The organism is Bradyrhizobium sp. Rc2d, assembly GCF_900099855.1.
Taxonomy (GTDB): Bacteria; Pseudomonadota; Alphaproteobacteria; order Rhizobiales; family Xanthobacteraceae; genus Bradyrhizobium.
The window spans coordinates 62,774-88,256 of the sequence record NZ_FNCU01000010.1 but is presented as its reverse complement, the minus strand read 5'-3'; the positions used below and the strand labels follow the sequence as shown (position 1 = coordinate 88,256).

Annotated in this window: 30 protein-coding genes and 1 riboswitch; of the genes, 9 read left to right on the top strand and 21 right to left on the bottom strand. The window is 64.8% G+C overall.

What is annotated here, in order from left to right; genetic code table 11:
* Window positions 1-83: 83 nt before the first annotated feature.
* The 7 genes from BLV07_RS15000 to uvrC all read right to left on the bottom strand — a co-directional run bounded on the left by BLV07_RS15000 (window position 84) and on the right by uvrC (window position 6,370).
* Window positions 84-1,214 (bottom strand): YihY/virulence factor BrkB family protein, encoded by a 1,131-nt coding sequence (locus tag BLV07_RS15000; RefSeq protein WP_091886809.1) that lies wholly within the window; start codon window positions 1,212-1,214, stop codon window positions 84-86.
* Complete coding sequence (locus BLV07_RS14995; RefSeq protein ID WP_091886806.1) at window positions 1,215-1,802, bottom strand: phage holin family protein; 588 nt, start codon at window positions 1,800-1,802, stop codon at window positions 1,215-1,217.
* 90 nt (window positions 1,803-1,892) lie between these two features.
* Window positions 1,893-2,852, bottom strand: coding sequence for a 50S ribosomal protein L3 N(5)-glutamine methyltransferase (gene prmB, locus BLV07_RS14990; RefSeq protein WP_091886804.1), 960 nt, complete (start codon window positions 2,850-2,852; stop codon window positions 1,893-1,895).
* A complete protein-coding gene (locus BLV07_RS14985) occupies window positions 2,852-3,334 on the bottom strand; it encodes a molybdenum cofactor biosynthesis protein MoaE (protein WP_091886801.1) in 483 nt (160 codons plus the stop codon). The genes prmB and BLV07_RS14985 overlap by 1 nt, the downstream gene beginning before the upstream one ends.
* Before the next feature lie 3 nt (window positions 3,335-3,337).
* Entirely contained in the window at window positions 3,338-3,589 is a 252-nt protein-coding gene (gene moaD / locus BLV07_RS14980) for a molybdopterin converting factor subunit 1 (protein ID WP_091886798.1), read from the bottom strand.
* On the bottom strand, window positions 3,586-4,203 hold the full coding sequence (gene pgsA, locus BLV07_RS14975) for a CDP-diacylglycerol--glycerol-3-phosphate 3-phosphatidyltransferase (RefSeq protein WP_091886795.1): 618 nt from the start codon (window positions 4,201-4,203) through the stop codon (window positions 3,586-3,588). The genes moaD and pgsA overlap by 4 nt, the downstream gene beginning before the upstream one ends.
* 97 nt (window positions 4,204-4,300) lie before the next feature.
* Window positions 4,301-6,370, bottom strand: a complete 2,070-nt coding sequence (gene uvrC / locus BLV07_RS14970) for an excinuclease ABC subunit UvrC (RefSeq protein ID WP_091886793.1) — start codon at window positions 6,368-6,370, stop codon at window positions 4,301-4,303.
* 248 nt (window positions 6,371-6,618) lie between these two features.
* Here uvrC and BLV07_RS14965 point away from each other — a divergent pair, with 248 nt between their 5' ends.
* A complete protein-coding gene (locus BLV07_RS14965) occupies window positions 6,619-7,242 on the top strand; it encodes an outer membrane protein (protein ID WP_176945544.1) in 624 nt (207 codons plus the stop codon).
* A 71-nt stretch (window positions 7,243-7,313) separates the two neighbouring features.
* Here the strand turns inward: BLV07_RS14965 and BLV07_RS14960 are convergent, their stop codons facing one another.
* The 4 genes from BLV07_RS14960 to BLV07_RS14945 form a co-directional block, all read right to left on the bottom strand.
* Entirely contained in the window at window positions 7,314-7,529 is a 216-nt protein-coding gene (locus BLV07_RS14960) for a cold-shock protein (protein ID WP_008544396.1), read from the bottom strand.
* A 251-nt stretch (window positions 7,530-7,780) separates the two neighbouring features.
* Window positions 7,781-8,641, bottom strand: a complete 861-nt coding sequence (locus BLV07_RS14955) for a 23S rRNA (adenine(2030)-N(6))-methyltransferase RlmJ (RefSeq protein ID WP_091886788.1) — start codon at window positions 8,639-8,641, stop codon at window positions 7,781-7,783.
* 157 nt (window positions 8,642-8,798) lie between these two features.
* Entirely contained in the window at window positions 8,799-9,503 is a 705-nt protein-coding gene (locus tag BLV07_RS14950; protein ID WP_091886785.1) for a ribonuclease T2 family protein, read from the bottom strand.
* A 105-nt stretch (window positions 9,504-9,608) separates the two neighbouring features.
* Entirely contained in the window at window positions 9,609-10,070 is a 462-nt protein-coding gene (locus BLV07_RS14945; protein WP_091886782.1) for a hypothetical protein, read from the bottom strand.
* A gap of 184 nt (window positions 10,071-10,254) precedes the next feature.
* Here BLV07_RS14945 and BLV07_RS14940 point away from each other — a divergent pair, with 184 nt between their 5' ends.
* Complete coding sequence (locus BLV07_RS14940; protein ID WP_091886779.1) at window positions 10,255-10,548, top strand: hypothetical protein; 294 nt, start codon at window positions 10,255-10,257, stop codon at window positions 10,546-10,548.
* Window positions 10,549-10,593: 45 nt separating this feature from the next.
* Window positions 10,594-11,124, top strand: a complete 531-nt coding sequence (locus BLV07_RS14935; protein ID WP_091886776.1) for a DUF3617 domain-containing protein — start codon at window positions 10,594-10,596, stop codon at window positions 11,122-11,124.
* Window positions 11,125-11,230: 106 nt separating this feature from the next.
* Here BLV07_RS14935 and BLV07_RS14930 read toward each other — a convergent pair whose 3' ends face one another.
* The 4 genes from BLV07_RS14930 to BLV07_RS14915 form a co-directional block, all read right to left on the bottom strand.
* Window positions 11,231-11,848 carry a hypothetical protein gene (locus BLV07_RS14930; protein ID WP_091886773.1) on the bottom strand — a complete coding sequence of 206 codons (618 nt, stop codon included), beginning with the start codon at window positions 11,846-11,848 and terminating at the stop codon, window positions 11,231-11,233.
* A gap of 85 nt (window positions 11,849-11,933) precedes the next feature.
* Window positions 11,934-13,322, bottom strand: a complete 1,389-nt coding sequence (locus tag BLV07_RS14925; protein ID WP_091886770.1) for an ATP-binding protein — start codon at window positions 13,320-13,322, stop codon at window positions 11,934-11,936.
* Window positions 13,323-13,342: 20 nt separating this feature from the next.
* Complete coding sequence (locus tag BLV07_RS14920) at window positions 13,343-14,074, bottom strand: response regulator (RefSeq protein WP_091886766.1); 732 nt, start codon at window positions 14,072-14,074, stop codon at window positions 13,343-13,345.
* Window positions 14,071-14,613, bottom strand: a complete 543-nt coding sequence (locus BLV07_RS14915; RefSeq protein ID WP_244551117.1) for a MarR family winged helix-turn-helix transcriptional regulator — start codon at window positions 14,611-14,613, stop codon at window positions 14,071-14,073. Before BLV07_RS14915 ends, BLV07_RS14920 begins: the two co-directional genes overlap by 4 nt.
* 30 nt (window positions 14,614-14,643) lie before the next feature.
* Here BLV07_RS14915 and BLV07_RS47550 point away from each other — a divergent pair, with 30 nt between their 5' ends.
* The 5 genes from BLV07_RS47550 (at window position 14,644) to BLV07_RS14895 (ending at window position 18,565) form a co-directional block, all read left to right on the top strand.
* A complete protein-coding gene (locus tag BLV07_RS47550) occupies window positions 14,644-14,955 on the top strand; it encodes a hypothetical protein (RefSeq protein WP_176945543.1) in 312 nt (103 codons plus the stop codon).
* On the top strand, window positions 14,952-16,034 hold the full coding sequence (locus BLV07_RS14910) for a branched-chain amino acid aminotransferase (RefSeq protein WP_091886759.1): 1,083 nt from the start codon (window positions 14,952-14,954) through the stop codon (window positions 16,032-16,034). The genes BLV07_RS47550 and BLV07_RS14910 overlap by 4 nt, the downstream gene beginning before the upstream one ends.
* Before the next feature lie 200 nt (window positions 16,035-16,234).
* Window positions 16,235-17,749 carry a histidine--tRNA ligase gene (gene hisS / locus BLV07_RS14905; protein ID WP_091886756.1) on the top strand — a complete coding sequence of 505 codons (1,515 nt, stop codon included), beginning with the start codon at window positions 16,235-16,237 and terminating at the stop codon, window positions 17,747-17,749.
* 55 nt (window positions 17,750-17,804) lie between these two features.
* Entirely contained in the window at window positions 17,805-18,053 is a 249-nt protein-coding gene (locus tag BLV07_RS14900) for a tautomerase family protein (protein WP_091886753.1), read from the top strand.
* Between the two features lie 107 nt (window positions 18,054-18,160).
* A complete protein-coding gene (locus BLV07_RS14895; protein WP_091886750.1) occupies window positions 18,161-18,565 on the top strand; it encodes a thioesterase family protein in 405 nt (134 codons plus the stop codon).
* Window positions 18,566-18,662: 97 nt separating this feature from the next.
* Here BLV07_RS14895 and proC read toward each other — a convergent pair whose 3' ends face one another.
* Both proC and BLV07_RS14885 read right to left on the bottom strand, forming a co-directional pair.
* The gene (gene proC / locus BLV07_RS14890; protein WP_091886747.1) at window positions 18,663-19,487 is read right to left on the bottom strand and encodes a pyrroline-5-carboxylate reductase; all 825 of its coding nucleotides are present in this window, start codon (window positions 19,485-19,487) and stop codon (window positions 18,663-18,665) included.
* Between the two features lie 216 nt (window positions 19,488-19,703).
* Window positions 19,704-20,204 (bottom strand): type III secretion system chaperone family protein, encoded by a 501-nt coding sequence (locus tag BLV07_RS14885; RefSeq protein WP_091886743.1) that lies wholly within the window; start codon window positions 20,202-20,204, stop codon window positions 19,704-19,706.
* 432 nt (window positions 20,205-20,636) lie between these two features.
* A riboswitch (FMN riboswitch) is annotated at window positions 20,637-20,810 on the top strand.
* A gap of 77 nt (window positions 20,811-20,887) precedes the next feature.
* Here BLV07_RS14885 and BLV07_RS14880 point away from each other — a divergent pair.
* Window positions 20,888-21,460 (top strand): 6,7-dimethyl-8-ribityllumazine synthase, encoded by a 573-nt coding sequence (locus tag BLV07_RS14880; RefSeq protein ID WP_091887071.1) that lies wholly within the window; start codon window positions 20,888-20,890, stop codon window positions 21,458-21,460.
* Window positions 21,461-21,634: 174 nt separating this feature from the next.
* Here BLV07_RS14880 and BLV07_RS14870 read toward each other — a convergent pair whose 3' ends face one another.
* The 4 genes from BLV07_RS14870 to BLV07_RS14855 all read right to left on the bottom strand — a co-directional run bounded on the left by BLV07_RS14870 (window position 21,635) and on the right by BLV07_RS14855 (window position 25,472).
* A complete protein-coding gene (locus BLV07_RS14870; protein ID WP_176945542.1) occupies window positions 21,635-22,588 on the bottom strand; it encodes a ribose-phosphate pyrophosphokinase in 954 nt (317 codons plus the stop codon).
* A 195-nt stretch (window positions 22,589-22,783) separates the two neighbouring features.
* A complete protein-coding gene (locus BLV07_RS14865) occupies window positions 22,784-23,398 on the bottom strand; it encodes a hypothetical protein (protein WP_091886735.1) in 615 nt (204 codons plus the stop codon).
* Between the two features lie 191 nt (window positions 23,399-23,589).
* Entirely contained in the window at window positions 23,590-24,357 is a 768-nt protein-coding gene (gene pgeF / locus BLV07_RS14860; RefSeq protein ID WP_091886732.1) for a peptidoglycan editing factor PgeF, read from the bottom strand.
* The gene (locus BLV07_RS14855) at window positions 24,354-25,472 is read right to left on the bottom strand and encodes a class I SAM-dependent methyltransferase (RefSeq protein WP_091886729.1); all 1,119 of its coding nucleotides are present in this window, start codon (window positions 25,470-25,472) and stop codon (window positions 24,354-24,356) included. The genes pgeF and BLV07_RS14855 overlap by 4 nt, the downstream gene beginning before the upstream one ends.
* Between the last annotated feature and the right edge of the window lie 11 nt (window positions 25,473-25,483).

Sequence of the window (25,483 nt, the reverse complement as noted above, 5' to 3'; positions counted from 1 at the left end):
TCCCCCAAGCAGCATGACCTTAACATCATTGTTGATTCGAGGGGATAGCGCCTCCAGCACGCGCGTTCAGGACCGTCATGGCGTCAGGCCGGTGCGGCGGCGCCGACCGTATCGGCCGAGACGGCCTCGCGGCTGCCGAGCGGCTTCGGCCGCCCGGTGGTCGTGTCGCGCAGGGTCTGCCGTTCGATCTCCGAGTTCAGCTCGGCTCCGAACATGATGACGATCGCCGACACCCACATCCACATCATCAGGCCGATCGCCGCACCGAGCGAGCCGTAGGTCGCGTTGTAATTGGCGAATTCCGAGAGATACCAGGACAGCAGTGCCGAGCCGGCGATCCAGAGGATGGCCGCCGCCACCGCGCCGAGGCTCAGCCATTGCCAGCGCGGCGCTTCGCGGCTGGGCGCAAAGCGGTAGAGGATGGCGAGCGCAACGAGCAGGATCAGGAACAGCAGCGGCCATCGTGCCAGCGCCACGATCAATTTGCTTTCAGGCGCCAGGCCGAGGTGATTGAGCGCGAGCGGGAGGGCGACGACGGCAGCCACCATCAGCAACAGCGCCATGATGCCGCCGACCGTGAAGGCCAGCGACACCATATTGAGCCGGATGAAGCTTCGCTTCTCGCGCTCCTCATAGGCGACGTTGAGGGCGTCGAAGATCGCCTTGACGCCGGCATTGGCGCTCCAGATCGCGAGCACAAGGCCGAACAGGAAGGTGGCACCCAGCGCCGTGCTGCCCTTCGAGACCACACGCCCGACCTGCTCCTCGACGATCTGGAAGGTACCTTCGGGAAGCATCATCGCCAGCTTCTGGAGGTTATCGCTGATCGTGGAGGGATCGGCGAACAGCCCGTAGGACGAGACCAGCGCGGTCACGGCCGGAAAGATCGCGAGCAGCCCGAAGAACACGACGCCGCCCGCTGTCGCGAGCAGGCGATCCTCGTCGATGCGCTGATAGGTGCGCCAGAAGATATCCTTCCAGCCAGCCCAGGGGATCGTGAGGGGGCTCTTCGCGCGGCGGCCATTGCCGGGCTGCACGGCTGCGCGCCCTGGGTCGGTTTCCGGTGAATTCGCCTCTCCTTTGCGGTGGTCCTGCGGGGGCCCCGAGCGGACCATGCCGGAGTCCTGGAAGTAGCGCTCGGCGGTGAGCACGAAGACGGCCGTGGCCGCCACCAGCAACCAGCTGTCCATCTGCTCGGAGCGCCGTACCACCACTCACGCCTCCAGACTGTGCCTATGGCGCCGCCGGCGTGCGGCCGTAAGCCCGACCAGGCCGACGGCTGCGAGCATCAGGCCCAGTTGCACGGGACGGTTGGCGCGGTTCGGCCAGGCTTTGCTGCCATGACCGCGTTCGCCGGGCGCAAGCGGCACGAGGGGGATCGTCGTTGCGACCTCCTTCACGGCCTCCTTGATCGTTCCACGAGGAATCCGCGGGGTGGTGATCGCAACGCGCACGCGGCTCGCGAGCGGCACGACCGGCTTGGCCGGCCGCTTCATCATCGTCATGGCGATGCCGGCACAGACCGCCGCCAGCACCAGCAGCACTGCACCGACAGCACCGAAACCCCAGAATTGCCCGTAGGTGATCTCAACCCAGCGATACAGGGCGATCAGACCGACAAAGAGGGCCGCGATGACGAACAGCCCGGCCACCGCAAACAGGCCGGCTGCAACCGCGTAGGACGTCGCGCGTCTGGTGGCCTGGCTGGTGCGGTCGCGCAAGTACGATTGCGTGGCTCGCTTGAGATGGTTGAGCTTGAGCGCCACGCCAGCGCGCAGCAATTCGCCCGATGGCGCGAGCATGCGGACATCCTCCGAGAGCCACGAAATTCGTCGGGGGATGAACGTGGCGGAATTTGACTTGTTCCGAGGGAGCGGGCGCGCTGGAGAGGATCAGCCGAGATCGGCGGCTGCGATCCAGAACACTTCGGCCTCGGAGTCTTCGGTGTCCAGCCAGAGCAACGGCAGTTCCGGAAAGGCCTCGTCGACCAGCTCGCGGCCGCGCCCGATCTCGCAGATCAACCCGCCATCCGGCGTCAGGTGATCGGGCGCCTCGCGCAGGATGCGGCGCACCACGTCGAGGCCGTCAGCGCCGCCGTCGAAGGCGAGTTTTGGTTCGGCCCGGCACTCCGGTGGCAGCGCGGCCATGCCTTCGGCATCGACATAGGGCGGATTGGTGATGATCAGGTCGTAGCGTGCATCGCCGAGCGGGGCGAACAGGTCGCCGCGATACAGGCTGATCCGGTCCTCGAGCCCGTATTCGCCGACATTCCGCGTGGCGACTTCGATCGCGCCCTTGGAGACGTCGACGGCATCGACCGCAGCGTTCGGAAAATGATGCGCGGCGAGGATGGCGAGGCATCCCGATCCCGTGCAGAGATCGAGTACGCGCTCGACGGCCGTGGGATCGTCGATCAGCGATCCGGCAGCGCCGTCGCCGCCGAAATGCGAATCCAGCAGTTCGCCAATGAAGGAGCGCGGAACGATGACGCGCTCGTCGACATAGAAGGGTAGGCCGCGCATGTAGATCTTGTTGACGAGGTAGGCGGCCGGTTTGCGCGTGGTGACGCGCCGATGGATGAGATCGAGGATGGTCTTGCCCTCGGCGACCGTGACGCGCGCGTTGGCAAAAATCTCGAACTGTTCGGGATTGAGATGCAGCGCCTCGCTGACCAGGAAGGCCGCCTCAGCAACCGGATCGGTCGTGCCGTGGGCAAAGGCGAGCTCGGCTTCGACAAAGCGGCTCACCGCATAGCGGACGAAATCGAGCAGCGTGAGAAGCTCACCCGGACCGACCTTCGCAAGTCTTGGCGCGGCGCGGCCGCGCGCGGTCTTTTTGGTTGCTCTTGCCATCAGGATCGGGTCCAGCGTGCGGCGGCTTCGTCGTCGCGGGCCTGGGCCTCGACCCAGCCGGTGCCGGCTTCGCTCTCTTCCTTCTTCCAGAACGGCGCGCTCGTCTTGAGATAATCCATCAGGAACTCGGCCGCCTGGAACGCGGCCTGGCGGTGTTGCGAGGCAGTCAGCACCAGCACGATGTTCTGGCCGGGCATGAAGCGGCCGACACGGTGAATCACCGTGACGCCGTTCAGCGGCCAGCGCGAAATCGCCTCGTCGACGTGACGCTTGATCTCTTCTTCCGCCATGCCCGGATAATGTTCGAGCGTGAGCGCGGCGATCTTCGCGCTGTCCTCGTCGGCTCGGCAGATGCCGGAGAAGCTCACGACCGCGCCGATGTCGGTACGGCTCTTGGTCAGGATCGCGATCTCGCGCGCAATGTCGAAATCATCCTCCTGGATGCGGATGGTGACGGGGCAGGTGGTGACAGCGGAGGTCATGGCCTAGCCGCCGGTCATCGGCGGGAAGAACGCGATCTCGCGGGCGCCCGCGATCGCGGTGTCCTGCTTGACATGGGCATGATCGATCGCGGCGCGGATCACCTTCGGCTTCTCGAAGGCGTAGGCATAGGCCTCGCTCCGGCCGGACAGCCAGGCGATCAGCTCCTCGATGGTGCGCACCGTCGCGGGCGGCTCGATCATCTCCTCGGCCTTGCCGACGCGCTCGCGCACCCAGGCGAAATACTTCACCTTCATCCCTCGTCCTCCTTGATGAGGTGATGGATGCCGGCACGGAAATAGTCGTAGCCGGTGTACATGGTGAGGATCGCCGAAGCCCACAGCAGCGCCAGTCCGATCATCGACACCACCGGCACCACCTCATCGCCGGCCGGACCAGCGAGCAGGAAGCCGATGGCGACGAGCTGAACCGTGGTCTTCCATTTGGCGAGCTTGGTCACGGGCACGCTGACGCGCAGCGCGGCGAGGTACTCGCGCAGGCCTGAGACCAGGATCTCGCGGCACAGGATCACGATGGCAGCCCACAGCGACCAGCCATGGATGATGCCGTCGGCGGCCAGCATCAGCAGGCACGAGGCGACCAGCAGCTTGTCGGCAATCGGATCGAGCATCCGGCCGAACGCCGATTGCTGATTCCAGATTCGCGCATAATAGCCGTCGAGGTAATCTGTCACCGCGGCGCCGATGAAGATGGCCACCGCTACCCAGCGCAGCCACAACGGCCCATCCACGATCGACTGCGCGTAAATGCATCCGACCACGACCGGGATCGCGGCGATCCGGCCGTAGGTCAGGATGTTGGGAAGGGACATCGAGCGCCTGGTTGCCCCTCGTGTCGTTGCGATGTTCATCCGTCCTACCAATACCGCTGGTGCCTGAACGTCAACCGTTCCGCTCCTCAAATGAGGCGCGGACGCAACGATCATATGACCGCGGTCCCCCTTTAGTTCATCCCGGCTGGGGATGGAAATACTCGAAAATCCTGCGGGCGCTCTCGGCGCTGACCCCCGGAACCTTGCCGAGATCGGCGATCGAGGCACGTTCGATCTCCTTCAGGGTTCCGAAATGATGCAGCAAGGCACGTTTGCGTGACGGGCCGATGCCCGGGATCTCCTGCAAACCGGCCTCGCGGATGTCCTTCTTGCGCAGCTTGCGGTGCGAGCCGATGACGAAGCGGTGGGCCTCGTCGCGCAGGCGCTGGATGAAATAGAGCACGGGATCGCGCGGCTCCAGCTTGATCGCCTCGCGCTCCGGCATGAACAGGGTCTCGCGGCCCGCATCCCGGTCCGGCCCTTTCGCGACCGACATCAGCGACACCTGGGTCAGGCCGAGATTGGCAAAGATCTCGCGGACGGCGTTGAGCTGGCCGCGGCCGCCGTCGATGATGACGAGGTCGGGCCATTGCGGGAAATCGTCGTCCTTGGCCTTGGTCACGCCCTCCTCGGGCGGATTGATCAGGCGCTTGAAGCGTCGCTCCAGCACCTCGCGCATCATGGCGTAGTCGTCGCCGGGCGTCAGTCCTTCCGACTTGATGTTGAACTTGCGGTACTGGTTCTTCACGAAGCCGTCCTGGCCGGCGACGATCATGGCGCCGACCGCGTTGGTGCCCTGGATGTGGCTGTTGTCGTAGACCTCGATGCGCTTGGGCACGTGTGGCAGGTTCAGCGTCGCGGCCATGGCCTCGAGCAGGCGGCTCTGCGTTGCGGTGTCCGCGAGCTTGCGGCCGAGTGCCTCGCGCGCATTGGTGAGCGCGTGGGTGACGAGCTCCTTCTTCTCGCCGCGCTTGGGAGCGGTGACCTCGACCTTGTGGCCGGCCTTGATCGACAGCGCATTGGCGAGCAGCTCGCTCTCCTCGATCTCGTGCGAGAGCAGGATGTTCTTTGGCGGCGGCTTGTCGTCGTAGAACTGGGCGAGGAAGGAGCCGAGCACTTCCTCCGGGGTAAATGTCTTTTCCGCACGCGGAAAATAAGCGCGGTTGCCCCAGTTCTGTCCGGTGCGGAAGAAGAACACCTCGACGCAGGAGAAGCCACCCTCCTGGTGGATGGCGAACACGTCGGCTTCCTCGACCGTGCGCGGATTGATGCCCTGCTGCGACTGGATCGCCGACAGCGCAGCGAGGCGGTCGCGGTAGAGCGCGGCGCGCTCGAATTCGAGCTCGCCGGAGGCCTTCTCCATCTCGCCGGCGAGCTCCTGCTTCACCGCATGGCTCTTGCCGGAGAGGAAGTCGGTCGCCTCGCGCACCAGCGTCGTATAGCCGGGAAAGTCGATCTCGCGGGTGCAGGGGCCGGCACAGCGGCGGATCTGGTAGAGCAGGCAGGGCCGGGTACGGCTCTCGAAGAACGAATCGGTGCAGGAGCGGATCAGGAACGCGCGCTGCAGTGCGGTGATGGTGCGGTTCACGGCGCCCGCCGAGGCGAACGGGCCGAAATAGCGGCCGGGCCGCGTCTGCGCGCCGCGGTGCTTCAGGATCTGGGGCGCCCAATGGTCGCCGGTGATCAGGATGTAGGGAAACGACTTGTCGTCGCGCAGCTGCACGTTGAAGCGCGGCCGCAGCTGCTTGATGAGGTTGGCTTCCAGCAGCAGTGCTTCCGTCTCGGTGTTGGTCGAGACGATCTCCACGGTCACCGTGGCGGCGATCATGCGCAGGATGCGCGCCGGCTGCGGCGCACTCTGGCGCGCGTAATTGGACAGGCGCTTTTTGACGTTCTTGGCCTTGCCGACATAGAGCACGTCCGCGTTCGCATTGAGCATGCGATAGACGCCGGCCGAGGTGGGGGCGAGCCGGACCGCGCGCTCGATCGCCTCATGACCGGTCGCCAGCGGTCCCTCGCCGACCGCGCCGCTCTCTTCCAGGATATCCGGCAACCGCGCATCGTCCTCGTCATCGCCGCTCGCTGTCGCGGGATCGAGGTCGGGTGGTGCCATTTCCGCTTCCCGGGGCGGGGCGTCCGGCGCGGTGGAGCGCACCGGTTTGCGCGCGCGTGCGTCGTCCGGGTTGTCGGGGGAATCGTGAACCATGGTACGAATTTAGGCGCTGGGGTTGCCGATTTGAAGTTCCGGCCGTGGCGCACGCACAGGATGGCGGGCGCAGTTCCCGGTAACGCTTGCTTAAGCCTGTTAACAGCGCGGTAACCCGGCTTAACAGCCCTTTAACTTAGAACTCTCGATAAATCTTACGCGAAAAAGTGGTGGTTCCGTAACCATGCGGTCTGGCCTTGCGCGGCAGCGCAGGCATCGCGGGGACGGCAGTTGCGTTGGAGTGTGTGATGAAGGGGCTCGTTGTGGGCGCAGCCGCGTTGGCTGCAGCCGGCTGGACAGCTTCGGCCGGGGCCGCCGATCTCAATTACGGGCAGCGCGCGCCCTATACAGTCAATCAGCCGCTCAATGCGTATAGCTGGGCTGGTCCTTATCTGGGCGGCAACATCGGATACGAATGGGGCTCGGTCGACAACAATCCCTCAAAGCCCTCGGGCTTCGTCGGCGGCGTGCAGGCCGGCTATAATTTCCAGAACGGCCCTTGGGTGTTTGGCGTGGAGGGCGACATCCAGGCCGCCGGTGCCGACGATACCTTCGCGCCTTGGAAGTTCTCCAATCCGTGGTTCGGCACCCTGCGCGGCCGCGCCGGCTATGCCTTCAGCAACGTGCTGTTCTACGGCACCGCCGGCCTCGCCTTCGGCGAGCTGCGCGCGCAGACCTTCGGCTGGACGGAGTCGCACACCACCGCCGGCTGGACCATCGGTGCCGGCGCGGAAGTCGGCCTTGCGCCGAACTGGAGTGCCAAGCTCGAATATCTCTACATCGACCTGTCGACGAGTCAGTTCGCAATTACGGGCGTGTCAAACGGCTATAGCGCCAGCGTTGTCCGCGCAGGCGTGAACTATCACTTCTGATAGCTGAAGAAGAAAATACCGGACCAACCTCCCGGCCGCTCGCGGCCGGGATTTTTTTTAAGCCAGGCTCGCTAGGAGAGGATGACCAAATTGACCGCCTTCGGTCCCTTCCCCTTCTTGTCCGGTTCGACTTCGAACGTAATACGCTGTCCTTCGGCAAGGTCCTTCAGTCCCGCCCGCTCCACCGCGGTGATGTGAACGAAGACGTCGCGGCCGCCGTCGTCGGGCTTGATGAAGCCGTAGCCGCGCTCACCGTTGAAGAACTTGACCGTTCCCGTCATGGCCATCGGGAAACTCCCCCTCATTGCTCCTCCGCCGCGACGCAGACTCACGTCACGACATGACCGGACCTTACGAAGCCCGGGAGCTGGCCATCCTTGGGCGGACCTCATCGGTCCGGCCGGATCTTTCTTAGGCCTTCACTCCGCCGCAACCATTCGCGGAAGCGGAACGTAAAGCCAGTCACGGCAACAGCATAATACGGTTCTTCGCAGATTGACTACCGCTCCTGCATATTTTTCCCAAGAATGCCGGAGTGTTACGGCCTCGGCACCTCCAATCGGAATCTGGCAGCGCCGCCCTGGCCGAGCGGCATTTCGAGCTCTGGCAGGATCGTCTTGAGCTCGCCGTGCAGCGTGTAGGGCGGGTTGACGATCAGAAGACCGGCGGAGGTGAGGGCCGCGCCATCGAGCTGCGGCGCCACGCTGAATTCGAGGCGCAGGCATTTTCCGGGCGGCTTTGCTGCGGCTGCGAGCCGCGCCACCGTTTGCGCCAGCGTGTCGGTGGCGCGCCGGTTCTTGGCCGGATACCAGATTACGTAGATACCGGTCGGCCATTTCGCGAAAGCTGTCGCGAAGGCCTCGCCGAGCCGCTCGAATTCGTCCTTGGCCTCGAACGGCGGGTCGATCAGCACGAGGCCGCGCCGCTCCTTCGGTGGCACGAAGGCCGGCAGTGCCATCCAGCCGTCGAGATCGACCACGCGCGCCTGTTCGTCGCGGCGCAGCACGTCGATCAGCGCCTTGCGTGCCTTCGGCTCGAGCTCACAGGCGACGAGGCGGTCCTGCGGCCTGAGCAGGCCGCGCGCGATCAGCGGCGAGCCCGGATAGGCCTTGAGCTCTCCCTTCGGATTGAAGGCGCGGACGATGTCGAGATAGGGTTTGGTCAGCGCCGCGGTCTCGTTCGACAAGCGCGCCTGCATCAGCCGTGCAATGCCGGTCAGCCACTCGCCGCCGCGGCGTGCCTCGTCGCTGCCGAGGTCGTAGAGACCGGCGCCGGCATGGGTGTCGATGACGCGGAGCGCCGCCGGCTTGTCCTGCAAATAAGTGAGGATGCGCGCCAGCACGATGTGCTTGATGACATCGGCGAAGTTGCCGGCGTGGAAGGCGTGGCGGTAGTTCATGGGACCAGACTATGTTGTCTCGCGCGATCCCAACCCCTTGTCATTGCGAGCGCAGCGAAGCAATCCAGAATCTTACCCCGGAGGCAGTCTGGATTGCTTCGTCGCCAGCGCAAAATTGCTTCGCAATTTTGTCGCGGGCTCCTCGCAATGACGGGAACTATCCACCCCTGATCGGCGGCATCGTCACCTGGTCGCGGCGGCAGGCGCGGCGTTCGATCTCGTCGCAGGCGCGGAATTGCAGGTCCTTGCTGAGGCAGATGCGGACCTCGGAGAGCCGGGTCCGGTTGCAGGTGACCGAGATGGCGGCATCGCTGAGGCCGGGGTTGGCCTTGATGAAGGCGTCCTCGATCTCCGCCGGCGCCACGGTCTTGGCCTGCGACAGATCAAGATATTCGGCCGGGATCTTGATCGCGGCGCGCGCCTTGCGGATCGTCTCGAAATAGCTGCGGCCCTCGAGCCCGGAGCAGGTGCCGTGCTTGTCCCATTCGTTGAAGATCAGGCCCGGCGCCGGCATCAAGTCGAGCATCGAAGAGACGATGCTGCGGTTCAGCCGCGGTGCCGGCCGCTGGCAATATTCGGGGAAGCCGCTTTCATATTGCGGCCACAGCCCATGCACCACGAAGGCATAGGGTCGTCCGCTGCACTGCATCTGTGAGCGGCCGCCGCGCTCGGCCGCTTCCTCGCAGAAGGAGGGCGACCATGACAGCGACAGCACGTAGAAATCGAACTCGCCCGGCGCGTTCTGCCGCTTGTCCTGGGCCTTTGCGTCACCGGCGAACGAGGCCAGCCCCGCGGCAAGGATCAGGGAAAGGGTCAGCGAGATCACCAGGCGGGAGAACAAATGCAATCTGGAATGAAACATGGCGACGCCCCTCAACTAGACTGTGCAAGGAAGCCTAGCAGGCGATAAGAACATTTCAAGAACAAAATTCAGGCGACCGCCATTCAGCCGCCAGTTCGACCCGAATCAGGGCTTTGCGGCGCGGCAGGCCGGATTATAGGCCCAGTTGCGGTCGACACCGACGACGCACCATTCGACGCCATTGCCGTAGCCGGCGAAGCCGCCATCCTCGATGATCGAGAAATGCACCTTGCGCACCTTGCCGTCATTGAGCAGGGCATCACCGGTGCAATAGCGGCGCGGGATGTTGTCGGACTGCCAGGGGCGGAACGCGATTTCGCGAACGGCGGAGAAGCCGGTGATTTTCAGCGAGGAATTCCAGAACGAGCTTTCTTTTTCCCAGAACTGGTTGGCGATCGTCGGCAGCGCCTTGTCGCAATCGGCGACGGCGCCATCGTAGCGCGGTCCGCTGAGCCAGAAATTCAGCTCCAGCGGATTGGCGGCCCTGGCCTCACCGAGCGACAGCGCCCCGAACATGAGGCCGAGCACGGCGGCAAAGCGGAGCGATTTCAGGGAGGGGGCGCGCATGGTCAATCCGGACAGCTAAAGTCTTGCGAAGGTCGGACGGTGCCGCGAAGGCCGGGAGAGGTCAAGTGCAGCGCGGCAACACTTCGCCAGGAGTTGACCATATCGTCGCAGCCGGCAGGTCTTCCGTTCTTTTCACTTCCAGTCCGGCACCGTAAACTGGGGCCAGCCAATTGGAGTGACGGGAATGCGAATCATTGCGGCCGCGGGCCTTCTTGCCTTGGGTATGATGGCGAGCCAGTCGGCGCGCGCCGATATCCTTCCAGTGCCGCCGTTCAAGGGCAACGACACCGGCGGCATCATCGCCTATTCGATGGCGACCCAGGCCGATGCGCGACAGGTCGCGGTCGATCATTGCGCGCGCTACGGCAAGGTCGTCAAATTCCTCGCGGTGCAGGCCTATGAGGGCGGCTACATCTCGTTCTCCTGCCGCTGGGTGCCCTATGGCGCCGCCGAGCGGCCGATCCGCACGCTCTACTGAGGCGTTGTCGTAACGCCCAAAGCTCTCAAGCCGGGAGTCTTCCACATGACGCGCAAACTCGCTTTGCTCGGCTCGGTCGCTTGTCTCGTGCTGTCGGCAGGCGCAGCCGGCGCCGACGATCTGCCGATGCGCAAGGCCGGGCTATGGGAAATGAAGCTGGTCACGACCGGTTCGCCCGTGCCCGAGATGACCATGCAGCACTGCACCGACGAGACCGTCGATAAGGAGATGAGCAACAACGTCTCCCCGATGGCGAAGCAGATCTGCGCCAAGCAGGAGATCAAGAAGACCGCGACCGGCTATGTCAGCGATTCCGAGTGCAGCGTCGCCGGCGTCAGCACGACCTCGCATGCCGAGATATCAGGCGATTTCAATTCGGCCTACACCGTGAAGACCTCCTCGCATGCGCAAGGCGGCGTCGCCGGCGCGGCCGGCCGCGATAGCACCATGACGCTGCAAGCCAAATGGTTAGGGGCCTGCAAGGCGGACCAGAAGCCCGGCGATATCGTGATGCCCGGTGGCTTCAAGATGAACGTGCGCGATGTCGATAAGCTGAAGGCGCTGCTGCCGAAGTAGGCGAGATCGTAGCCCGGATTACGCTTGCAGCGAAATCCGGGACCAACTCGTCGCTGTGGGTATAGGGTTGCGCTCTATCCTGCTGGCTTCTAGCCCTTCGGCAAAGTCATACTTCGGCGTCGAGGCTCGCAACGAATCGTTTGAAGTCTTGCAAGCCAGCATCCTTCGTGCCTTCGAGCAGCTCAACGCTTTCCCTCGCTCTCGCTGACAGCTCATCCGTTCGGCCAAGAAGCTTGGCCAGCCCCACGATGTGCTTTGCGCGAGAAAGGTGGATTGGGCTGTGCAGGGCCGCGCTACTCAGTAGTTCATAGGCGCCTTCCAGGGTCGACGCCCTGTCGAGATACGGAATGCCAATTTCCTTGAGTGCTGCAACAAGACGATCTGCCACTGGCTCAACGTCCGCGGACGATGTCACATTCCAGCGCATCTGATCCTGTCCCGAGATGTTTCCGAGTTCTGCGCCCAAAGAGTATGTTTGAAGCTTTTCCGACTTGCTGAGCATTGCGTTGTTCGCATTGATCATAATTTCAAGTTTATCAAACCTGACCGCAACATCGGCAACGATATCAAAGTCATCGCGGTGATCAATGAACGCCAAGTGTAGGCTCGATCTTCCTTGGGAGAATGGGCACCAATATGCCTGTTGCTTCGGCTTATATTTGTATCCAAGCTCGCCAACGCGGACACCGACCGCTTCCAGCAGTGCGCGTCTCAACTCTTTCATCAACACACCTGCTCGGGAGAAGACATGCTTACCGGAAGACGTAGGATAGGCAGAACGAAGCAAAACTCATCCTGCGAATCCCCCACTACACCGGAATCCGCACGCTCGCCCGCAATCCACCCATCGGGCTGTCGCCGAGCGTGATGTCGCCGCCATGGGAGCGGGCGATGTCGCGGGCGATCGCAAGACCAAGACCGGTACCGCCTTCGTCCTGATTGCGGGCGTTGTCCAGCCGCAGGAACGGCTTGAACACCTCTTCGCGCAAATGCGTGGGAATGCCGGGGCCGTCGTCGTCGACCGTGACGGTGAGATAACGGTGATCGCGCTGGCCGGTGATGGCAATGGCCTTGCCGTAGCGCGCGGCGTTGGTGACGAGGTTGGCGAGGCAGCGCTTGAACGAGGCCGGCTTCACCGTCACCACGGGCAGGCCGTGGAACGCCACGGTCGCGGTATGGCCGTGCCGTTCGGCGTCGCTGCGCAATTCTTCCAGGGCCTGGGCCATGTCGGTCGGTTGCGACTGCTCGCCGGAATCGCCGCGGGCAAAGGCCAGGTAATCCTCCAGCATCATCGACATCTCGTCGACGTCCTTGCGCATGCCCTCGAGCTCGGGACTGTCGCCGATCAGCGCCAACTCGAGCTTGAAGCGGGTCAGGATGGTGCGCAGGTCGTGGCTGACGCCGGCGAGCATCGCGGTGCGCTGCTCCATCGTGCGCTCGATGCGCGATTTCATCTCGAGGAAGGCGACGGAGGCGCGCCGCACCTCGCGCGCGCCGCGCGGTCTGAAGTTCGGCGCCTCGCGGCCCTTGCCAAAACTTTCGGCGGCATCGGCGAGCCGCAGGATCGGCTTGATCTGGTTGCGCAGGAACAGCACGGCGACGATCAGCAGGATCGAGGACGTACCGACCATCCAGAACAGGAAGATCTCCGAGTTCGAAGCATAGGCGGCGCTGCGCTGCGCGAACACGCGCATCACGGCATCGTCGAGCTGGATGCGGATCTCGACGAGGTTGGAGCGGCCGACGGTGTCGATCCAGAACGAACGCCCGATCTGGCGGCCGAGCTGCACCGACAGCGTCTGGTCGAGCAGCGAGAAGAACGGCTTCGGTCCCGGCGGCGGCATGTCGCCGGCGGGCAGGAAATCGACGACGAGGCCGAGCCGCTGCTGGGCGATGCGGCGGATCTGGTCGCGATCTTTGTCCTGCGGATAGCCCTTGTAGACGTCGATCAGCGCGGCGATGTCCTGCACCACCGCGGCCGACAGGCGGCGCGTCACCGTGTTCCAGTGCCGCTCCATGAACACGAAGGCGACGACCGATTGCAGGATCACCATCGGCACGATCATGATCAGCAGCGCGCGAGCATAGAGGCCGGTCGGCATCCAGCCCTTGAACGCGTTGCCCATCCAGCCATTGGCGGCGGAGACGCGGCCGGCGGCGCTCTTCAGAAGCGTCAGGCCGGTATCGATCGTGCTCATCGGTCGCGCTTCACTGCGGTTTAAGGCGAGGCCACCAGTCGGTAGCCGATGCCGCGTACCGCCTGGAGGAACAGTGGATTGGCGGGATCGGTCTCGATCTTGCGCCTGAGGCGGTTGATCTGCACGTCGACGGCGCGCTCGTTGACGCTGCCATTGCCGGTGAGCGCGCTGCGCGGCACGGTCTCGCCCGGCGTCTCCGAGAGGATTCGCAGCATCTCGCGCTCGCGGTCGGTGAGGTGAATGACCTCATCGCCCTGGCGCAGCTCGCCGCGATCGAGATGGTAGACATAGGGGCCGAAGGCGATCTTCTCCACCGCCGCGGCCTGCTGCGGCGGCGCGGTGCGCTTGAGGATGTTGTTGATGCGCAGCGCGAGCTCGCGCGGCTCGAACGGTTTTGCGACATAGTCATCGGCGCCGATTTGCAGGCCCTCGATGCGCGCTTCTGCCTCGTGCCGCGCCGTCAGCATCACGATCGGCACCGAGGACGAGGTGCGGATGAAACGGGCGAGCTCGAACCCGGTCTCGCCGGGCATCATGACGTCGAGGATCAACAGATCGAAATGCAGACCGGTGAGCTTGGCGCGCGCATCGCTGGCGCTGGCGGCGGTCGAAACGCGGTAGCCTTCGCTGGCGAGGAAGCGCGAGAGCAGATCGCGGATGCGGCGGTCGTCATCGACCAGCAGCAGATGCGGGGCATCGTCGGCGGGTTGCACCGGCGGGCGGGCGAGCGTGGCAGCGAGCGGCACGGTCACTCCTTGGCGTCTTGGTTGACGGAAGCGAAGATCGTTTCGAGCACCTTGTCCGGATCATCGCGATCGATCATCGCGCGCAGGAAGCGCTTGACGGTCTCGGCATCCTGCGGACCCATCTCGGCGAGCGCCTTGGTGATCCGCGTGGTCTGGAGCCCGGCAAGCTTCTGCACCAGCGCTTCGCCCTTCGGCGTTGCGTAGAGCAGGCGCTGGCGACGGTCATTGTCGCCGGTCTTCTGCACGATGTAGCCCTCGTCGAGGAGCTGCTTGAGCACACGGCCGAGCGACTGTTTTGTGATGCGCAGGACGTCGAGGAGGTCGGCGACCTTGAGGCCGGGATAGCGATAGACGAAGTGCATGACCCGGTGATGGGCTCGGCCGAAGCCGAAGGCTTCCAGCTCCTGGTCGGGATCGCCGACGAAATCGCGATAGGCGAAGAACAGCAGCTCGATGATATCCCAGCGCAAATTGCCTCCATCCCCTGCGGCCGGCCGAGGCTCGGCGGCATCTTGAGAGGGATTTACGAAATTTATGTCAGGCATATTGACGTATCTTGGGTTCAATGTTACAAAATGATCGACCCGCACGAAATTTTAGATCGTTTCGCGACGGGCAGCGTCGAAGCAGGAACGGCGGAAAGAGCCGGACAGGCGACGACGGGCGATCAGATCTACCGTGCGATTGTCGAGCGGCATTTCGGCAAAACATACTGGACTTCCGCCTTCGGCAAAAGCATGTCCTCGGCGACATGCTGGCCACGGGAAACCGGCCGTAACAAGGCTGGCGGTGGTCCAGACAGACACCTAATGAAGCCAGCCGGCCCCGAACAGGGGCAGGCGGTGCCAGAACAGCGCCGATACCGGCAGCGGGAGCCAAGGACATGAGTATGACATTCGACATCCAGCCCGCATCCAATCCGACTCCCGAGAAGGACCGCATCGCCAAGCTGGTGGACCCCGGGTTCGGGCGGGTCTTCACCGATCACATGGCGATCGTTCGCTACAACCAGGCCAAGGGCGGCTGGTACGAGGCGAGAATCGAGGCGCGCGCCAACTTCCAGCTCGATCCTGCCGGCGCAGTCCTGCATTACGCCCAGGAAATTTTCGAGGGCCTCAAGGCCTACAAGCGCGACGACGGCGGCGTGAACCTGTTCCGCCCCGATGCCAATGCGCGGCGCTTCAAGGATTCGGCCGACCGCATGGCGATGGCGCAACTGCCCGAGGACGTCTTCATCGAAGCGGTCGAGCAGGTCGTGCGCATCGACCGCGCCTGGATGCCGGGCGGCGAGGGCAGTCTTTACTTGCGCCCCTTCATGATCGCGAGCGAGACCTTCCTCGGTGTCAAGCCGTCCTCCGAATACATCTTCGCGGTCATCGCCTCGCCGGTCGGCTCCTATTTCAAGGGCGGACCTGCGCCGGTGTCGATCTGGGTTTCGGAGAACTACACGCGCGCAGCCGTCGGTGGCACCGGCGCGGTGAAATGCGGCGGCAATTATGCCGCGAGCCTGCGCGCCCAGGCCGAAGCGATCCAGCATGGTTGCGATCAGGTGGTGTTCCTCGACGCGGTCGAGCGCCGCTACATCGAGGAGCTCGGTGGCATGAACGTGTTCTTCGTGTTCGACGACGGCTCGCTGTCGACGCCGCCGCTCGGCACCATCCTGCCCGGCATCACCCGCGACTCCATCATCACGCTCGCCCGCGATGCCGGAAAGACGGTGCGCGAGGAGCCCTATTCGCTCGACCAGTGGCGCAAGGACGCCGCAAGCGGCAGGTTGAAAGAAGCCTTTGCCTGCGGCACCGCGGCCGTGATCTCGCCGATCGGCAAGGTGCGCTCGGTCAGCGGCGATTTCGACATCAGCGGCGGCGCGGCCGGCCCCGTCGCCATGGGCCTGCGCAAGCAGCTCGTCGACATCCAGTACGGCCGCACCAACGATCCGCACAATTGGATCCGGAAGGTGTTTTGAGGCGGAGTACTCGGCTGCGCTCTTCCTTCTCCCCTTGCGGGAGAAGGTGGCGCGCGAAGCGCGCCAGATGAGGTGTCTGCTTCCGCGGATAGAACCCCTCACCCGTCTCGCCGCTAGCGCGGCGAGCCACCCTCTCCCGCAAGGGGAGAGGGGAAAAGCCAGCGGTTGCCGCACCGCGCGTCGGCTGGTAAACGCCGCGGATGGCCGAGAAACCCAAAAAACCCCAGAAACTGAAGGCGCGCCTGCCGCGTGGGCTCGAGGATCGCGATCCCGCCGCGATCCGGGCGACGCGCGAGATGGTCGAGAAGATCCGCGCCGTCTACGAGCTCTATGGCTTCGAACCGGTGGAGACGCCGGCGATGGAATTCACCGACGCGCTCGGCAAATTCCTGCCCGACCAGGACCGCCCGAACGAGGGCGTGTTCTCGTTCCAGGACGACGACGAGCAGTGGATCAGCCTGCGTTACGATTTGACCGCGCCGCTCGCCCGCTATGTCGCCGAGAATTTCGACACGCTGCCAAAACCCTATCGCAGCTACCGCGCCGGCTACGTGTTCCGCAACGAGAAGCCCGGCCCCGGACGCTTCCGCCAGTTCATGCAGTTCGATGCCGACACGGTCGGCTCCGCGACGCCGGCGGCGGATGCCGAGATCTGCATGATGGCGGCGGACACGATGGAGGCGCTGGGCATCGCGCGCGGCTCCTATGTCGTGAAGGTGAACAACCGAAAAGTGCTCGACGGGGTTCTGGAAGCCATCGGGCTCGGCGGTGATGAGAACGCGGCACGCAGGCTGACCGTGCTGCGCGCGATCGACAAGCTCGACAAGTTTTCCGCCGACGAAGTGCGCAAGTTGCTTGGTCCCGGACGGTGGGACGGCGGCGAAGAAGGCAAGGGCGACTTCACGAAAGGCGCCAACCTGAGCGCGGCGGAGGCTGACGTTGTTCTTGCCATCACCAAGCCGCGCGACGATTGGAAAGGGGCAATTGCCGCGGCAGAAACCTACCTCGCCAAGAGCGAAGTCGGTCAGGCCGGCGTGAGCGAGCTTGAAGAGATTGCCAAGCTGGTCACGGCCTCGGGTTATGGCGCGGATCGTATCAAGATCGATCCCTCCGTCGTGCGCGGCCTCGAATATTACACCGGCCCGGTCTACGAGGTCGAACTCCTGCTCGACACCAAGGACGAAAAGGGCCGCCCGGTGCGGTTCGGCTCGGTCGGTGGTGGCGGACGTTATGACGGCCTCGTCTCGCGCTTTCGCGGTGAGCCGGTGCCGGCGACCGGTTTCTCGATCGGCGTCTCTCGCTTGCAGGCCGCGCTGACGCTGCTTGGCAAGCTCGACACGCGGCCGGAGTTCGGCCCCGTCGTCGTCACCGTGTTCGACCGCGATCGCGTCGCCGAATATCAGAAGATGGTCGCATCCTTGCGCACTGCCGGCATCCGCGCCGAGCTCTATCTCGGCAATCCCAAGAACATGGGCAATCAGCTCAAATATGCCGATCGCCGCAACGCGCCCTGCGTCATCATCCAGGGCTCGGATGAAAAGGCGCGCGGCGAGGTGCAGATCAAGGATCTGATCGAGGGTGCCAAGGCCGCCGCCGCGATCGCCTCCAACCAGGAATGGCGCGAGAGCCGCCCGGCGCAGTTCTCGTGCAGCGAGACCGATCTCGTCGCCAAGGTGCGCGAGGTCCTGGCGCGCCATGACGTGAGCTGGGGCTAGCCATTCGCTGACGCCGTCATGCCTGGGCTTGTCCCGGGCAGCCACGTCTTGTTTGATGGCGGCCGTCAATGGCCGGTGTTCGGCCGCAAGGGAGAGAAAAATGCCTGAGATCACCATCAGCATGGCCGAAGGCCGCACCGACGAGCAGAAGGCCGGCATGATGCGCGACATCACCCAGGCGCTGGTGAAAAATCTCGGCGTCGACGCCGATGCCGTCGTCATCCAGATCAACGAAGCCCCGCTGCGCCATAAGATGAAGGGCGGCAAGACCTTCGTGGAGCGCGCGGCGGTTGCGAAGAAGTAGCCGACGCCGGGGCTCGTAGTGCAGCCGCAGCTACAATCACAACCGTCGTCCCGGCCCCCGTGCGCAATTGCGCACTAGGCCGGGAAGACAGCGGAGTTTGAGGCAGGATGGACGCACGCGACTTCATCACAATCGGCATGAGTGCGGAGCGTACGCTGGTGGTCCCAGTGGAGCGCACGGTCGGGCATTTCGTGCCCGGCATGCCCATGGTCTACGCAACGCCGATGATGATCCTCGAGATGGAGATGACATCGGGCGATGCGATCCGCTCCGCGCTCCAGCCCGGCTGGGTCACCGTCGGCACCGAGGTCGACATCCGCCATCTCGCGGCCGCTCTCGTCGGTGCCACGGTGCGGACCAATGCAAAAGTGGTCGCGGTCGAGCGCCGCGTCATCCGCTTCGAGGTCGAGGCGTTCGAGGGCGCCCGCAAGCTCGGCGAGGGCCGCCACGCGCGCGGTCTCGTCAATGTCGAGATGTTCAACAAGCGGCTAGCCGCGGGCACGACGTCGTAGGGTGGGCAAAGGCGCGTAGCGCCGTGCCCACCATCTTTGCGGGACCGCGATGAAGTTGGTGGGCACGCTGTCGCTTTGCCCACCCTACGGCACCTGCTTACTTCGCCAATTCCTTCGACCGCTGCGTCGCCGCCGCGATCGCGCGGATCATCAACTCGCGCAGGCCGGGCTCGCCCATCAGCACGCCAAGGGCCGCAGCGGTCGTGCCGCCGGGCGAGGTGACGTTCTGGCGCAGCGTGCTGAACGCAAGCTCGGATTGGTGCAGCAGCTCGCCGGAGCCGGCGACGGTCTCGCGCGCAAGCCTCGTCGCCAGCGCCTCGGGCAGCCCGGCCTCGACTCCGGCGCGGGCGAGCTCCTCGGCGAGCACGAACACATAGGCTGGGCCCGAGCCAGAGACGGCGGTCACCGCGTCCATCAGGCCTTCATCCTCGACCCATTCCACCGAGCCGGTGGCGCGCAGCAGCGCATCGGCCACCGCGCGCTGGGACGAGCTGACGTTTGGTGCGGCGACGGCGACGGTGATGCCGCGGCCGATCGCGGCCGGCGTGTTCGGCATCGCGCGCACCACGGCGCCGCCGCAGACGTCCTGGAGCGAGGCGATCGTGGTGCCCGCCATGATCGAGACCACCGACGTCTTGTCCGAAACGAATGGTTTCAGCTTGACGCCGGCCTCGCGGAACATCTGCGGCTTTACCGCGACGACCAGCGTCTCGATCGTGCCGACGGTCGTCACGTCGGGATTGACCGCAACGCCCTTGGCCGCAAGCGCGGCGATCTCGGGCGAGACATGCGGATCGATCACGGCGACGCGGCGCGGATCGAGCCCGCCCGCCAGCCATCCGGTCAGCATCGCGCCGCCCATCTTGCCGGCGCCGGCGAGGAGGATGGTGCCGGTGATATTTTGGAGGGTGTTGTTCGCCATCGCTGTTGCCAAATCCGTCCTCCTGGCGAAAGCCAGGACCCATTACCCCAAGCGGTTCTAGTGGATGGAGGGCAGGGCAACAAGCATCGCGAGATGCGGAAAGACCTCGCGGTATGGGTCCTGGATCTGCGCGACGACAGCGCTTCGCGCCGTCGGCGCTTGTCCAGGACGACGATGGGGAGGGAGCGGCGGCTCCCTCACTTCTCGAGAGGCGCCCTACGCCTCGCCCACCGTGTCGAACATCGCCGCGTCCATGGCTTGCGCGGTGGTCTTGCCGGCCCACACCACGAACTGGAATGCCGGGAAGTAGCGCTCGCACGCGTGGATGGCGCCGGCGAGCATGGCTTCGCACTGCGCGGTCGAGGCGGTGAGGCCACCCGGCAGCACCAGCGCCTGGCGGTGCATGATCATGCCGGTGTTGGTCCAGAGGTCGAAATGGCCGACCCACAGTTGCTCGTTGACCGCGGCGACGAGCCGCTGCACCTCGCCGCGCCGTGCGGGCGGAATCTTCATGTCGAAGGCGCAGGCCAGATGCAGCGCCTCGATCTCGCCCATCCAGGTGAAGGAGAGCTGGTAGTCGGTCCATTGTCCCTTCGAGACAATCGTGAGTTCGTCTTCGCCGGAGCGTTCGAATGGCCAGTTGTTGCTGGCAGCGATATCCTCGACCACCGCAAGCGGATGGTTCTTGGAATCGATAGTGCCTTCGAGCAGGGACATGCCGTCTCGACCTCTTGCCTTCTTGTTGTCTTTGATACGCACGCGGTTGGCCCGGCGCGCGCTCCCTTCACGTCGCTACGGCGATCCCTGGGGTCGCTCTCGCGATCCCCTCGGATCAACGCGGGCCTGTCGCGGATCAAGTGATGTGATTTGCGGAATCTGCGCAACGGGGTCCCGAGTCCGTCCACAAGCCAGGACTCCTTCGTCCACAGCTCATCTCCGCCACAATTCTTAACGGGGCGAGGCAAAACCGGACGAAGCAGAACAAACCGGAATCGGATTGGGGGAGCCGGGATCAATCGCTAATTCCGTCCGGCGAGGGCCGCTCCCACCGCGACGGCATGGGACCATGCGATTTGCCCATGCGGAACGCGCTTGCCGCGACGGCTCCCCGGCGGCATATTTCACCTCAGGCCGTTCATCCCGAACGGCCGATGTTCTCAGGGCGGGGTGAAAGTCCCCACCGGCGGTAAGGGCCGAAAGGCCCAAGCCCGCGAGCGCCTTCCCCAGGTTCTGTCCTGAAAAGGATTGCACTGAAGGGAAGGGTCAGCAGATTCGGTGCAACTCCGAAGCCGACGGTCAAAGTCCGGATGAAAGAGAACGGTCGGTGGCAGACGCATCGCAAGATGCGGCTGTTTGTCGTTCCGTGTGCCCTGATTCTGGTCCTTAAACCGAGGAAAGCCATGAATCAGATGTTGCAAGATCCCCAAGTCCAAAGCGCCAAAATCGAAACTGAAGTCGCCCGACTGCCGGTTCCGCAGGATCCGGCGCCCGAACACCCACGCTTCGCAAAGCCGCAGCGCGTGGCCTTCGTGCAGGCCTGCTGGCACCGCGATGTGGTCGCGGAGGCCCGCATCGCCTTCCTCAAGGAGGCAGAAGCGCGGCACCTTACCCATGTCGACGTGTTCGAGGTGCCGGGCTCATTCGAGATCCCGCTGCACGCACAGGTCCTCGCCAAGACGCGGCGCTACACCGCGATCGTCGCGGCCGGCCTCGTCGTCGATGGCGGCATCTACCGCCATGAGTTCGTCGCCGACACAGTGATCAAGGCGCTGATGGACGTGCAGCTCCGCACCGAGGTGCCGGTATTCTCGGCGGTGCTGACGCCGCAGCAATTCCACGAGACCGAGGTGCACTACGACTTCTTCCGCAAGCATTTTGCGATCAAGGGCGTGGAGGTCGCGGCCGCCTGTGCGGAGACATTGCTCGGCCTCGAGCGCCTGCGCGGCCAGGTCGCGGCGGGGATCGTGGGGTAGTAAGGGGCGGAAGGACCGCGCACTCCCTCGCCCCGCTTGCGGGGAGAGGGTGGGGTGAGGGGAGTCTCAGCGGGGACGGTGAGAGTTGGACTCGCGGAGAGTCCCCCTCACCCGGATTGCATCTGCGATGCAATCCGGCCTCTCCCCGCACGCGGGGAGAGGCGAAGAAGAAAATCAGTCGAACAGGCTCGACACCGACTCTTCGGCCGCCGTGCGCGCGATCGCGTCGGAGATCAGGCTGGCGATCGGCAGCATGCGGATGTTCGGCGCCTTGGTCACCGCATCGGTCGGCAGGATCGAGTCGGTGATCACCAGCTCCTTCAGCTTCGAGCCGGAGATGCGGGCGGCGGCGCCGCCGGAGAGCACGCCGTGGGTGATGTAGGCGTAGACGTCCTTGGCACCCTTGGCGATCAGCGCGTCGGCTGCGTTCACCAGCGTGCCGCCGGAATCGACGATGTCGTCGACCAGGATACAGCTGTAGCCGGAGACGTCGCCGATCACGTTCATGACCTCGGATTCACCCGGGCGCTCGCGGCGCTTGTCGACGATCGCGAGCGGGGTGTTGATGCGCTTGGCGAGGCCGCGGGCGCGGGCCACGCCGCCGACGTCGGGCGATACCACCATCACCTTGCTGAGGTCGAAACGTTCGCGGATGTCGCGCACCATCAGGGGGGCAGCGAACAAATTGTCGGTCGGAATATCAAAGAAGCCCTGGATCTGGCCGGCATGCAGGTCGAGCGTCATGACGCGGTCGACGCCGGCATGGGTGATCAGATTGGCGACGAGCTTGGCCGAGATCGGCGTGCGCGAGCCGGAGCGGCGGTCCTGCCTGGCATATCCGAAATAGGGGATCACTGCCGTGATGCGGCGCGCCGAGGAGCGGCGAAGCGCGTCGGTGATGATCAGCAGCTCCATCAGATTGTCGTTCGCCGGAAACGAGGTCGACTGGATGATGAAGGCATCCGAGCCGCGGATGTTCTCCTGGACCTCGACGAAGATCTCCATGTCGGCGAAGCGCCGGACCACCGCCTTGGTCAGCGGCACGTCGAGCCCCTGCGCGATGGCCTGGGCGAGAGCCGGATTGGAGTTGCCGGCGACGAGCTTGATGGAGCCGTTTTTGGCCGACATGGACGCTTCCTCCCGCGCTTTGCTGGATACGACGTTCAACATCCTACGAATACCCACTGGAAGCACGGTTTACGACGGGCGAGGAAATATCAGGCCGGGGGCTCAAATGGCAACCCGGGATGCTACGTTTTCCCTTCGAAAATCCCGAGTCGGGCCAACGGTTTGGCCGTAACTTGGGCCCGTGGTTTAGCGGGGTTATTGCTCGGCATAGCCGAGCGCCGTGGCCGGCATCTCCGCCGCCGGCGCCTCCCGGATCACGCCTGCCACCGCCGGTCCCCGCAGGCCCGGAGCATCCGGCGTTCCGTTGATCATGTTGGAAAGTCCGCTGAATCCGGCCTGGGCGATCTTGCGCAGCACGAGATCGTCGGCAGCCGCCCAAGGATCACGGGCAGCATCGCGGCCACCCTTCGCCGAGGTCGGTTCCTCGCCGGAGAGGCGCAGCGCCCGCTGCTGGTTGGCGTCGTAGACATCCCAAACCCAGGCGATCACGGTCTTGCCGCGCACGACCTGGGCGGAGAGGTAGCTGCGCACGCGATAGGCGGCCGTGCCCTCGCGGGAGACCACGGACAGGCTGCGCAGCTTGGATTCGCTGTCGAGCACGCCGACCATGCGGTCGAACACCTGCGGTGGTGGCCCATCGATCGATTCGAAGGCGACCGTTGCCCCGCTGCCACCGCTCGGCGCCATCGCATAGGAATTGCTCGGCGCATTGCCGCCGGCGCAGCCGGCGAGCATGGTCGCAGCCGCCAGCAGCATGACCGCCAGCACGCGCGAGCCCGCGCGGCGCGGAAAAGATGACGCTTCCCTCATTATGGAGGGCAGCGATATCGTTAAAATCGATTAAGGTCTAGGGCGGGAGCGCCACAAACACACTGTCATTCCGGGGCGCGCCACCTGGCGCGAGCCCGGAATCCATTTCGCCGCATGATCTGCCGCACGATGGATTCCGGCTTCTCGCTTCGCGAGCCCCGGAATGACGGTCGTTAATGTTGCCGGTGTGTTCACGCTTCCAGCGCGATGGCGTGAATGTGGCGGCCGTAATCCGGCTCCTTGCGATGCACCGAGCGGCGGTAGCTGAAGAAGCGCTCGTCGGCGTAGGTGTCGAGGCCGAGATCGTCGATCATCAGGATGCCGGCGGCCTCGAGCCGCTTGCGGATGAAGCCGGCGAGATCGAACATCGCATGGCCCTCGCGCACCGACGGGATGAAGAACATGGCGTTCTCCGCGTCGGCTTCGATGAAGCGCGCCACGAACTCGTTGCCGACTTCGTAACTTTCCTGCCGGATCAAGGGGCCGATCGCGGCGATGATGCCGCCGCGGGTCGCGCCGAGTTTCTCCATTGCCGAGATCGTTGCTTCCAGCACGCCTGATAGCGCGCCCTTCCAGCCGGCATGGGCGCCGCCGATCACGCGCGCGTTGGGGTCGACGAACAGCACCGGCCCGCAATCGGCCGTGGAGACGCCGAGCGCGATGCCGGGCGTCTTGGTGACGAGTGCGTCACCCTTCGGGCGCGGTCTGCTCGGCCACGGCATTTCGGCAATGAGCACGTCGGGCGAATGGATCTGGTGCAGGCTGAGGAAGCGTTCCGGCGCGACGCCGACATGTTCGGCCATGCGGCGGCGGTTCTCCGCGACGAGGGCCTGATCGTCGTTGGAGCCGAGCCCGCCGTTCAGCGCGGCATAGATGCCGCTGGAGACGCCGCCCTCGCGGGTGAAGAAGGCGTGGCGCAGGCCGGGCACGGCCGACAGCAGCGACGAAGCAAGCGTCATGAGGCCTCTCCAGCCTGTTCGAGATCGCTGAGGCCGGCGAGGCCGGATAGCCGCGGCTCGGAGATGCCGAGCACCTTGAACATCGAGCCCATGCCGCTGCGCCCGGTATCGGTGAGGCGCTTGAGCGCCACCGAAATGTCGGTGGCGACTTCGGGTGGCGCCTTCTGCATCAGCGCCGCCGCGCGGGTGTCGATGCCGACGCGCTTGAGGAAGTCACCTTGCGTCACCGGCCCGTGCACGCGCGCGCCGACATCCTCGGCCGCACGCGCCAGCGCCTGGAAGTCGACATGGGCGGTGACGTCGGCCTGGCCCGGCGCCTTCAAGGGATCGGTGAAGCTGTGACGCGCAATGGCCTGAAACGTATCGCCGGCATCGCTGCGCAAATGGCCGTAGTCGATGATCAGCGCCGCGCCGTCCTGGTCGCGCACGCGCGTCGCAAGCTTCATGATCTCGCCATCGGGCCGCCATTCGAACACGGCGCCGATGGGCGCGGCACGCACCAAGGGCGGCAGCAGCACGTCGAAGCGCGGCGTCGGCTCGGGCGCCGCGCCGAATTGAAGCTTGCCGTTGGGATCGATCTCGATGACGCGCTCGTGCCAGCCGTTCTCGTGCCGGACCATCTGATGGATCGGCAGCACGTCGAAATATTCATTGGCGAGGATGATGCTCGGGCCTTCCGGCACCTCGTCGATGCTGTCGTGCCAGGCGATGTTGCGCACGGCGGACAGCGTTGCGCTCTGCCGGTCGCGCAGCACCGGATTGACCTCGACCATGTGGATATAGAGCGCCTGGTAGAGCGGCGGCAGCACGCGCAATGCGCGCAGCGCGTCCGCCATCATGGTGCCGCGGCCGGGGCCGAGCTCGATCAACCGCAAGAATTGCGGCGAGCCCATCTGCTTCCACACCGAGGCGGCCCACAACCCCAAGAGCTCGCCGAACATCTGGCTGACCTCGGGCGCGGTGGTGAAATCGCCCTCACGCCCGAGCGGATCGCGCGAGACGTAATAGCCGTAGCGCGGGTGCATCAAGCACAGTTCCATGTAGCGCCAGACCGGCATCGGGCCTGAGGATTTTATCAGCGCCTTGATCTCGTTGAGTAGCGGCGAGTCGGTCACGATCCATGTTC

Coding starts and splice junctions, on each gene's coding strand:
- BLV07_RS14995 (WP_091886806.1), bottom strand. CDS start 1,802: ATGCTCGCGCCATCGGGCGAATTGCTGCGCGCTGGCGTGGCGCTCAAG.
- prmB (WP_091886804.1), bottom strand. CDS start 2,852: ATGGCAAGAGCAACCAAAAAGACCGCGCGCGGCCGCGCCGCGCCAAGA.
- BLV07_RS14985 (WP_091886801.1), bottom strand. CDS start 3,334: ATGACCTCCGCTGTCACCACCTGCCCCGTCACCATCCGCATCCAGGAG.
- moaD (WP_091886798.1), bottom strand. CDS start 3,589: ATGAAGGTGAAGTATTTCGCCTGGGTGCGCGAGCGCGTCGGCAAGGCC.
- pgsA (WP_091886795.1), bottom strand. CDS start 4,203: ATGAACATCGCAACGACACGAGGGGCAACCAGGCGCTCGATGTCCCTT.
- uvrC (WP_091886793.1), bottom strand. CDS start 6,370: ATGGTTCACGATTCCCCCGACAACCCGGACGACGCACGCGCGCGCAAA.
- BLV07_RS14965 (WP_176945544.1), top strand. CDS start 6,619: ATGAAGGGGCTCGTTGTGGGCGCAGCCGCGTTGGCTGCAGCCGGCTGG.
- BLV07_RS14960 (WP_008544396.1), bottom strand. CDS start 7,529: ATGGCCATGACGGGAACGGTCAAGTTCTTCAACGGTGAGCGCGGCTAC.
- BLV07_RS14955 (WP_091886788.1), bottom strand. CDS start 8,641: ATGAACTACCGCCACGCCTTCCACGCCGGCAACTTCGCCGATGTCATC.
- BLV07_RS14950 (WP_091886785.1), bottom strand. CDS start 9,503: ATGTTTCATTCCAGATTGCATTTGTTCTCCCGCCTGGTGATCTCGCTG.
- BLV07_RS14945 (WP_091886782.1), bottom strand. CDS start 10,070: ATGCGCGCCCCCTCCCTGAAATCGCTCCGCTTTGCCGCCGTGCTCGGC.
- BLV07_RS14940 (WP_091886779.1), top strand. CDS start 10,255: ATGCGAATCATTGCGGCCGCGGGCCTTCTTGCCTTGGGTATGATGGCG.
- BLV07_RS14935 (WP_091886776.1), top strand. CDS start 10,594: ATGACGCGCAAACTCGCTTTGCTCGGCTCGGTCGCTTGTCTCGTGCTG.
- BLV07_RS14930 (WP_091886773.1), bottom strand. CDS start 11,848: ATGAAAGAGTTGAGACGCGCACTGCTGGAAGCGGTCGGTGTCCGCGTT.
- BLV07_RS14925 (WP_091886770.1), bottom strand. CDS start 13,322: ATGAGCACGATCGATACCGGCCTGACGCTTCTGAAGAGCGCCGCCGGC.
- BLV07_RS14915 (WP_244551117.1), bottom strand. CDS start 14,613: ATGCCTGACATAAATTTCGTAAATCCCTCTCAAGATGCCGCCGAGCCT.
- BLV07_RS47550 (WP_176945543.1), top strand. CDS start 14,644: ATGATCGACCCGCACGAAATTTTAGATCGTTTCGCGACGGGCAGCGTC.
- BLV07_RS14910 (WP_091886759.1), top strand. CDS start 14,952: ATGAGTATGACATTCGACATCCAGCCCGCATCCAATCCGACTCCCGAG.
- hisS (WP_091886756.1), top strand. CDS start 16,235: ATGGCCGAGAAACCCAAAAAACCCCAGAAACTGAAGGCGCGCCTGCCG.
- BLV07_RS14900 (WP_091886753.1), top strand. CDS start 17,805: ATGGCGGCCGTCAATGGCCGGTGTTCGGCCGCAAGGGAGAGAAAAATG.
- BLV07_RS14895 (WP_091886750.1), top strand. CDS start 18,161: ATGGACGCACGCGACTTCATCACAATCGGCATGAGTGCGGAGCGTACG.
- proC (WP_091886747.1), bottom strand. CDS start 19,487: ATGGCGAACAACACCCTCCAAAATATCACCGGCACCATCCTCCTCGCC.
- BLV07_RS14885 (WP_091886743.1), bottom strand. CDS start 20,204: ATGTCCCTGCTCGAAGGCACTATCGATTCCAAGAACCATCCGCTTGCG.
- BLV07_RS14880 (WP_091887071.1), top strand. CDS start 20,888: ATGAATCAGATGTTGCAAGATCCCCAAGTCCAAAGCGCCAAAATCGAA.
- BLV07_RS14870 (WP_176945542.1), bottom strand. CDS start 22,588: ATGTCGGCCAAAAACGGCTCCATCAAGCTCGTCGCCGGCAACTCCAAT.
- BLV07_RS14865 (WP_091886735.1), bottom strand. CDS start 23,398: ATGAGGGAAGCGTCATCTTTTCCGCGCCGCGCGGGCTCGCGCGTGCTG.
- pgeF (WP_091886732.1), bottom strand. CDS start 24,357: ATGACGCTTGCTTCGTCGCTGCTGTCGGCCGTGCCCGGCCTGCGCCAC.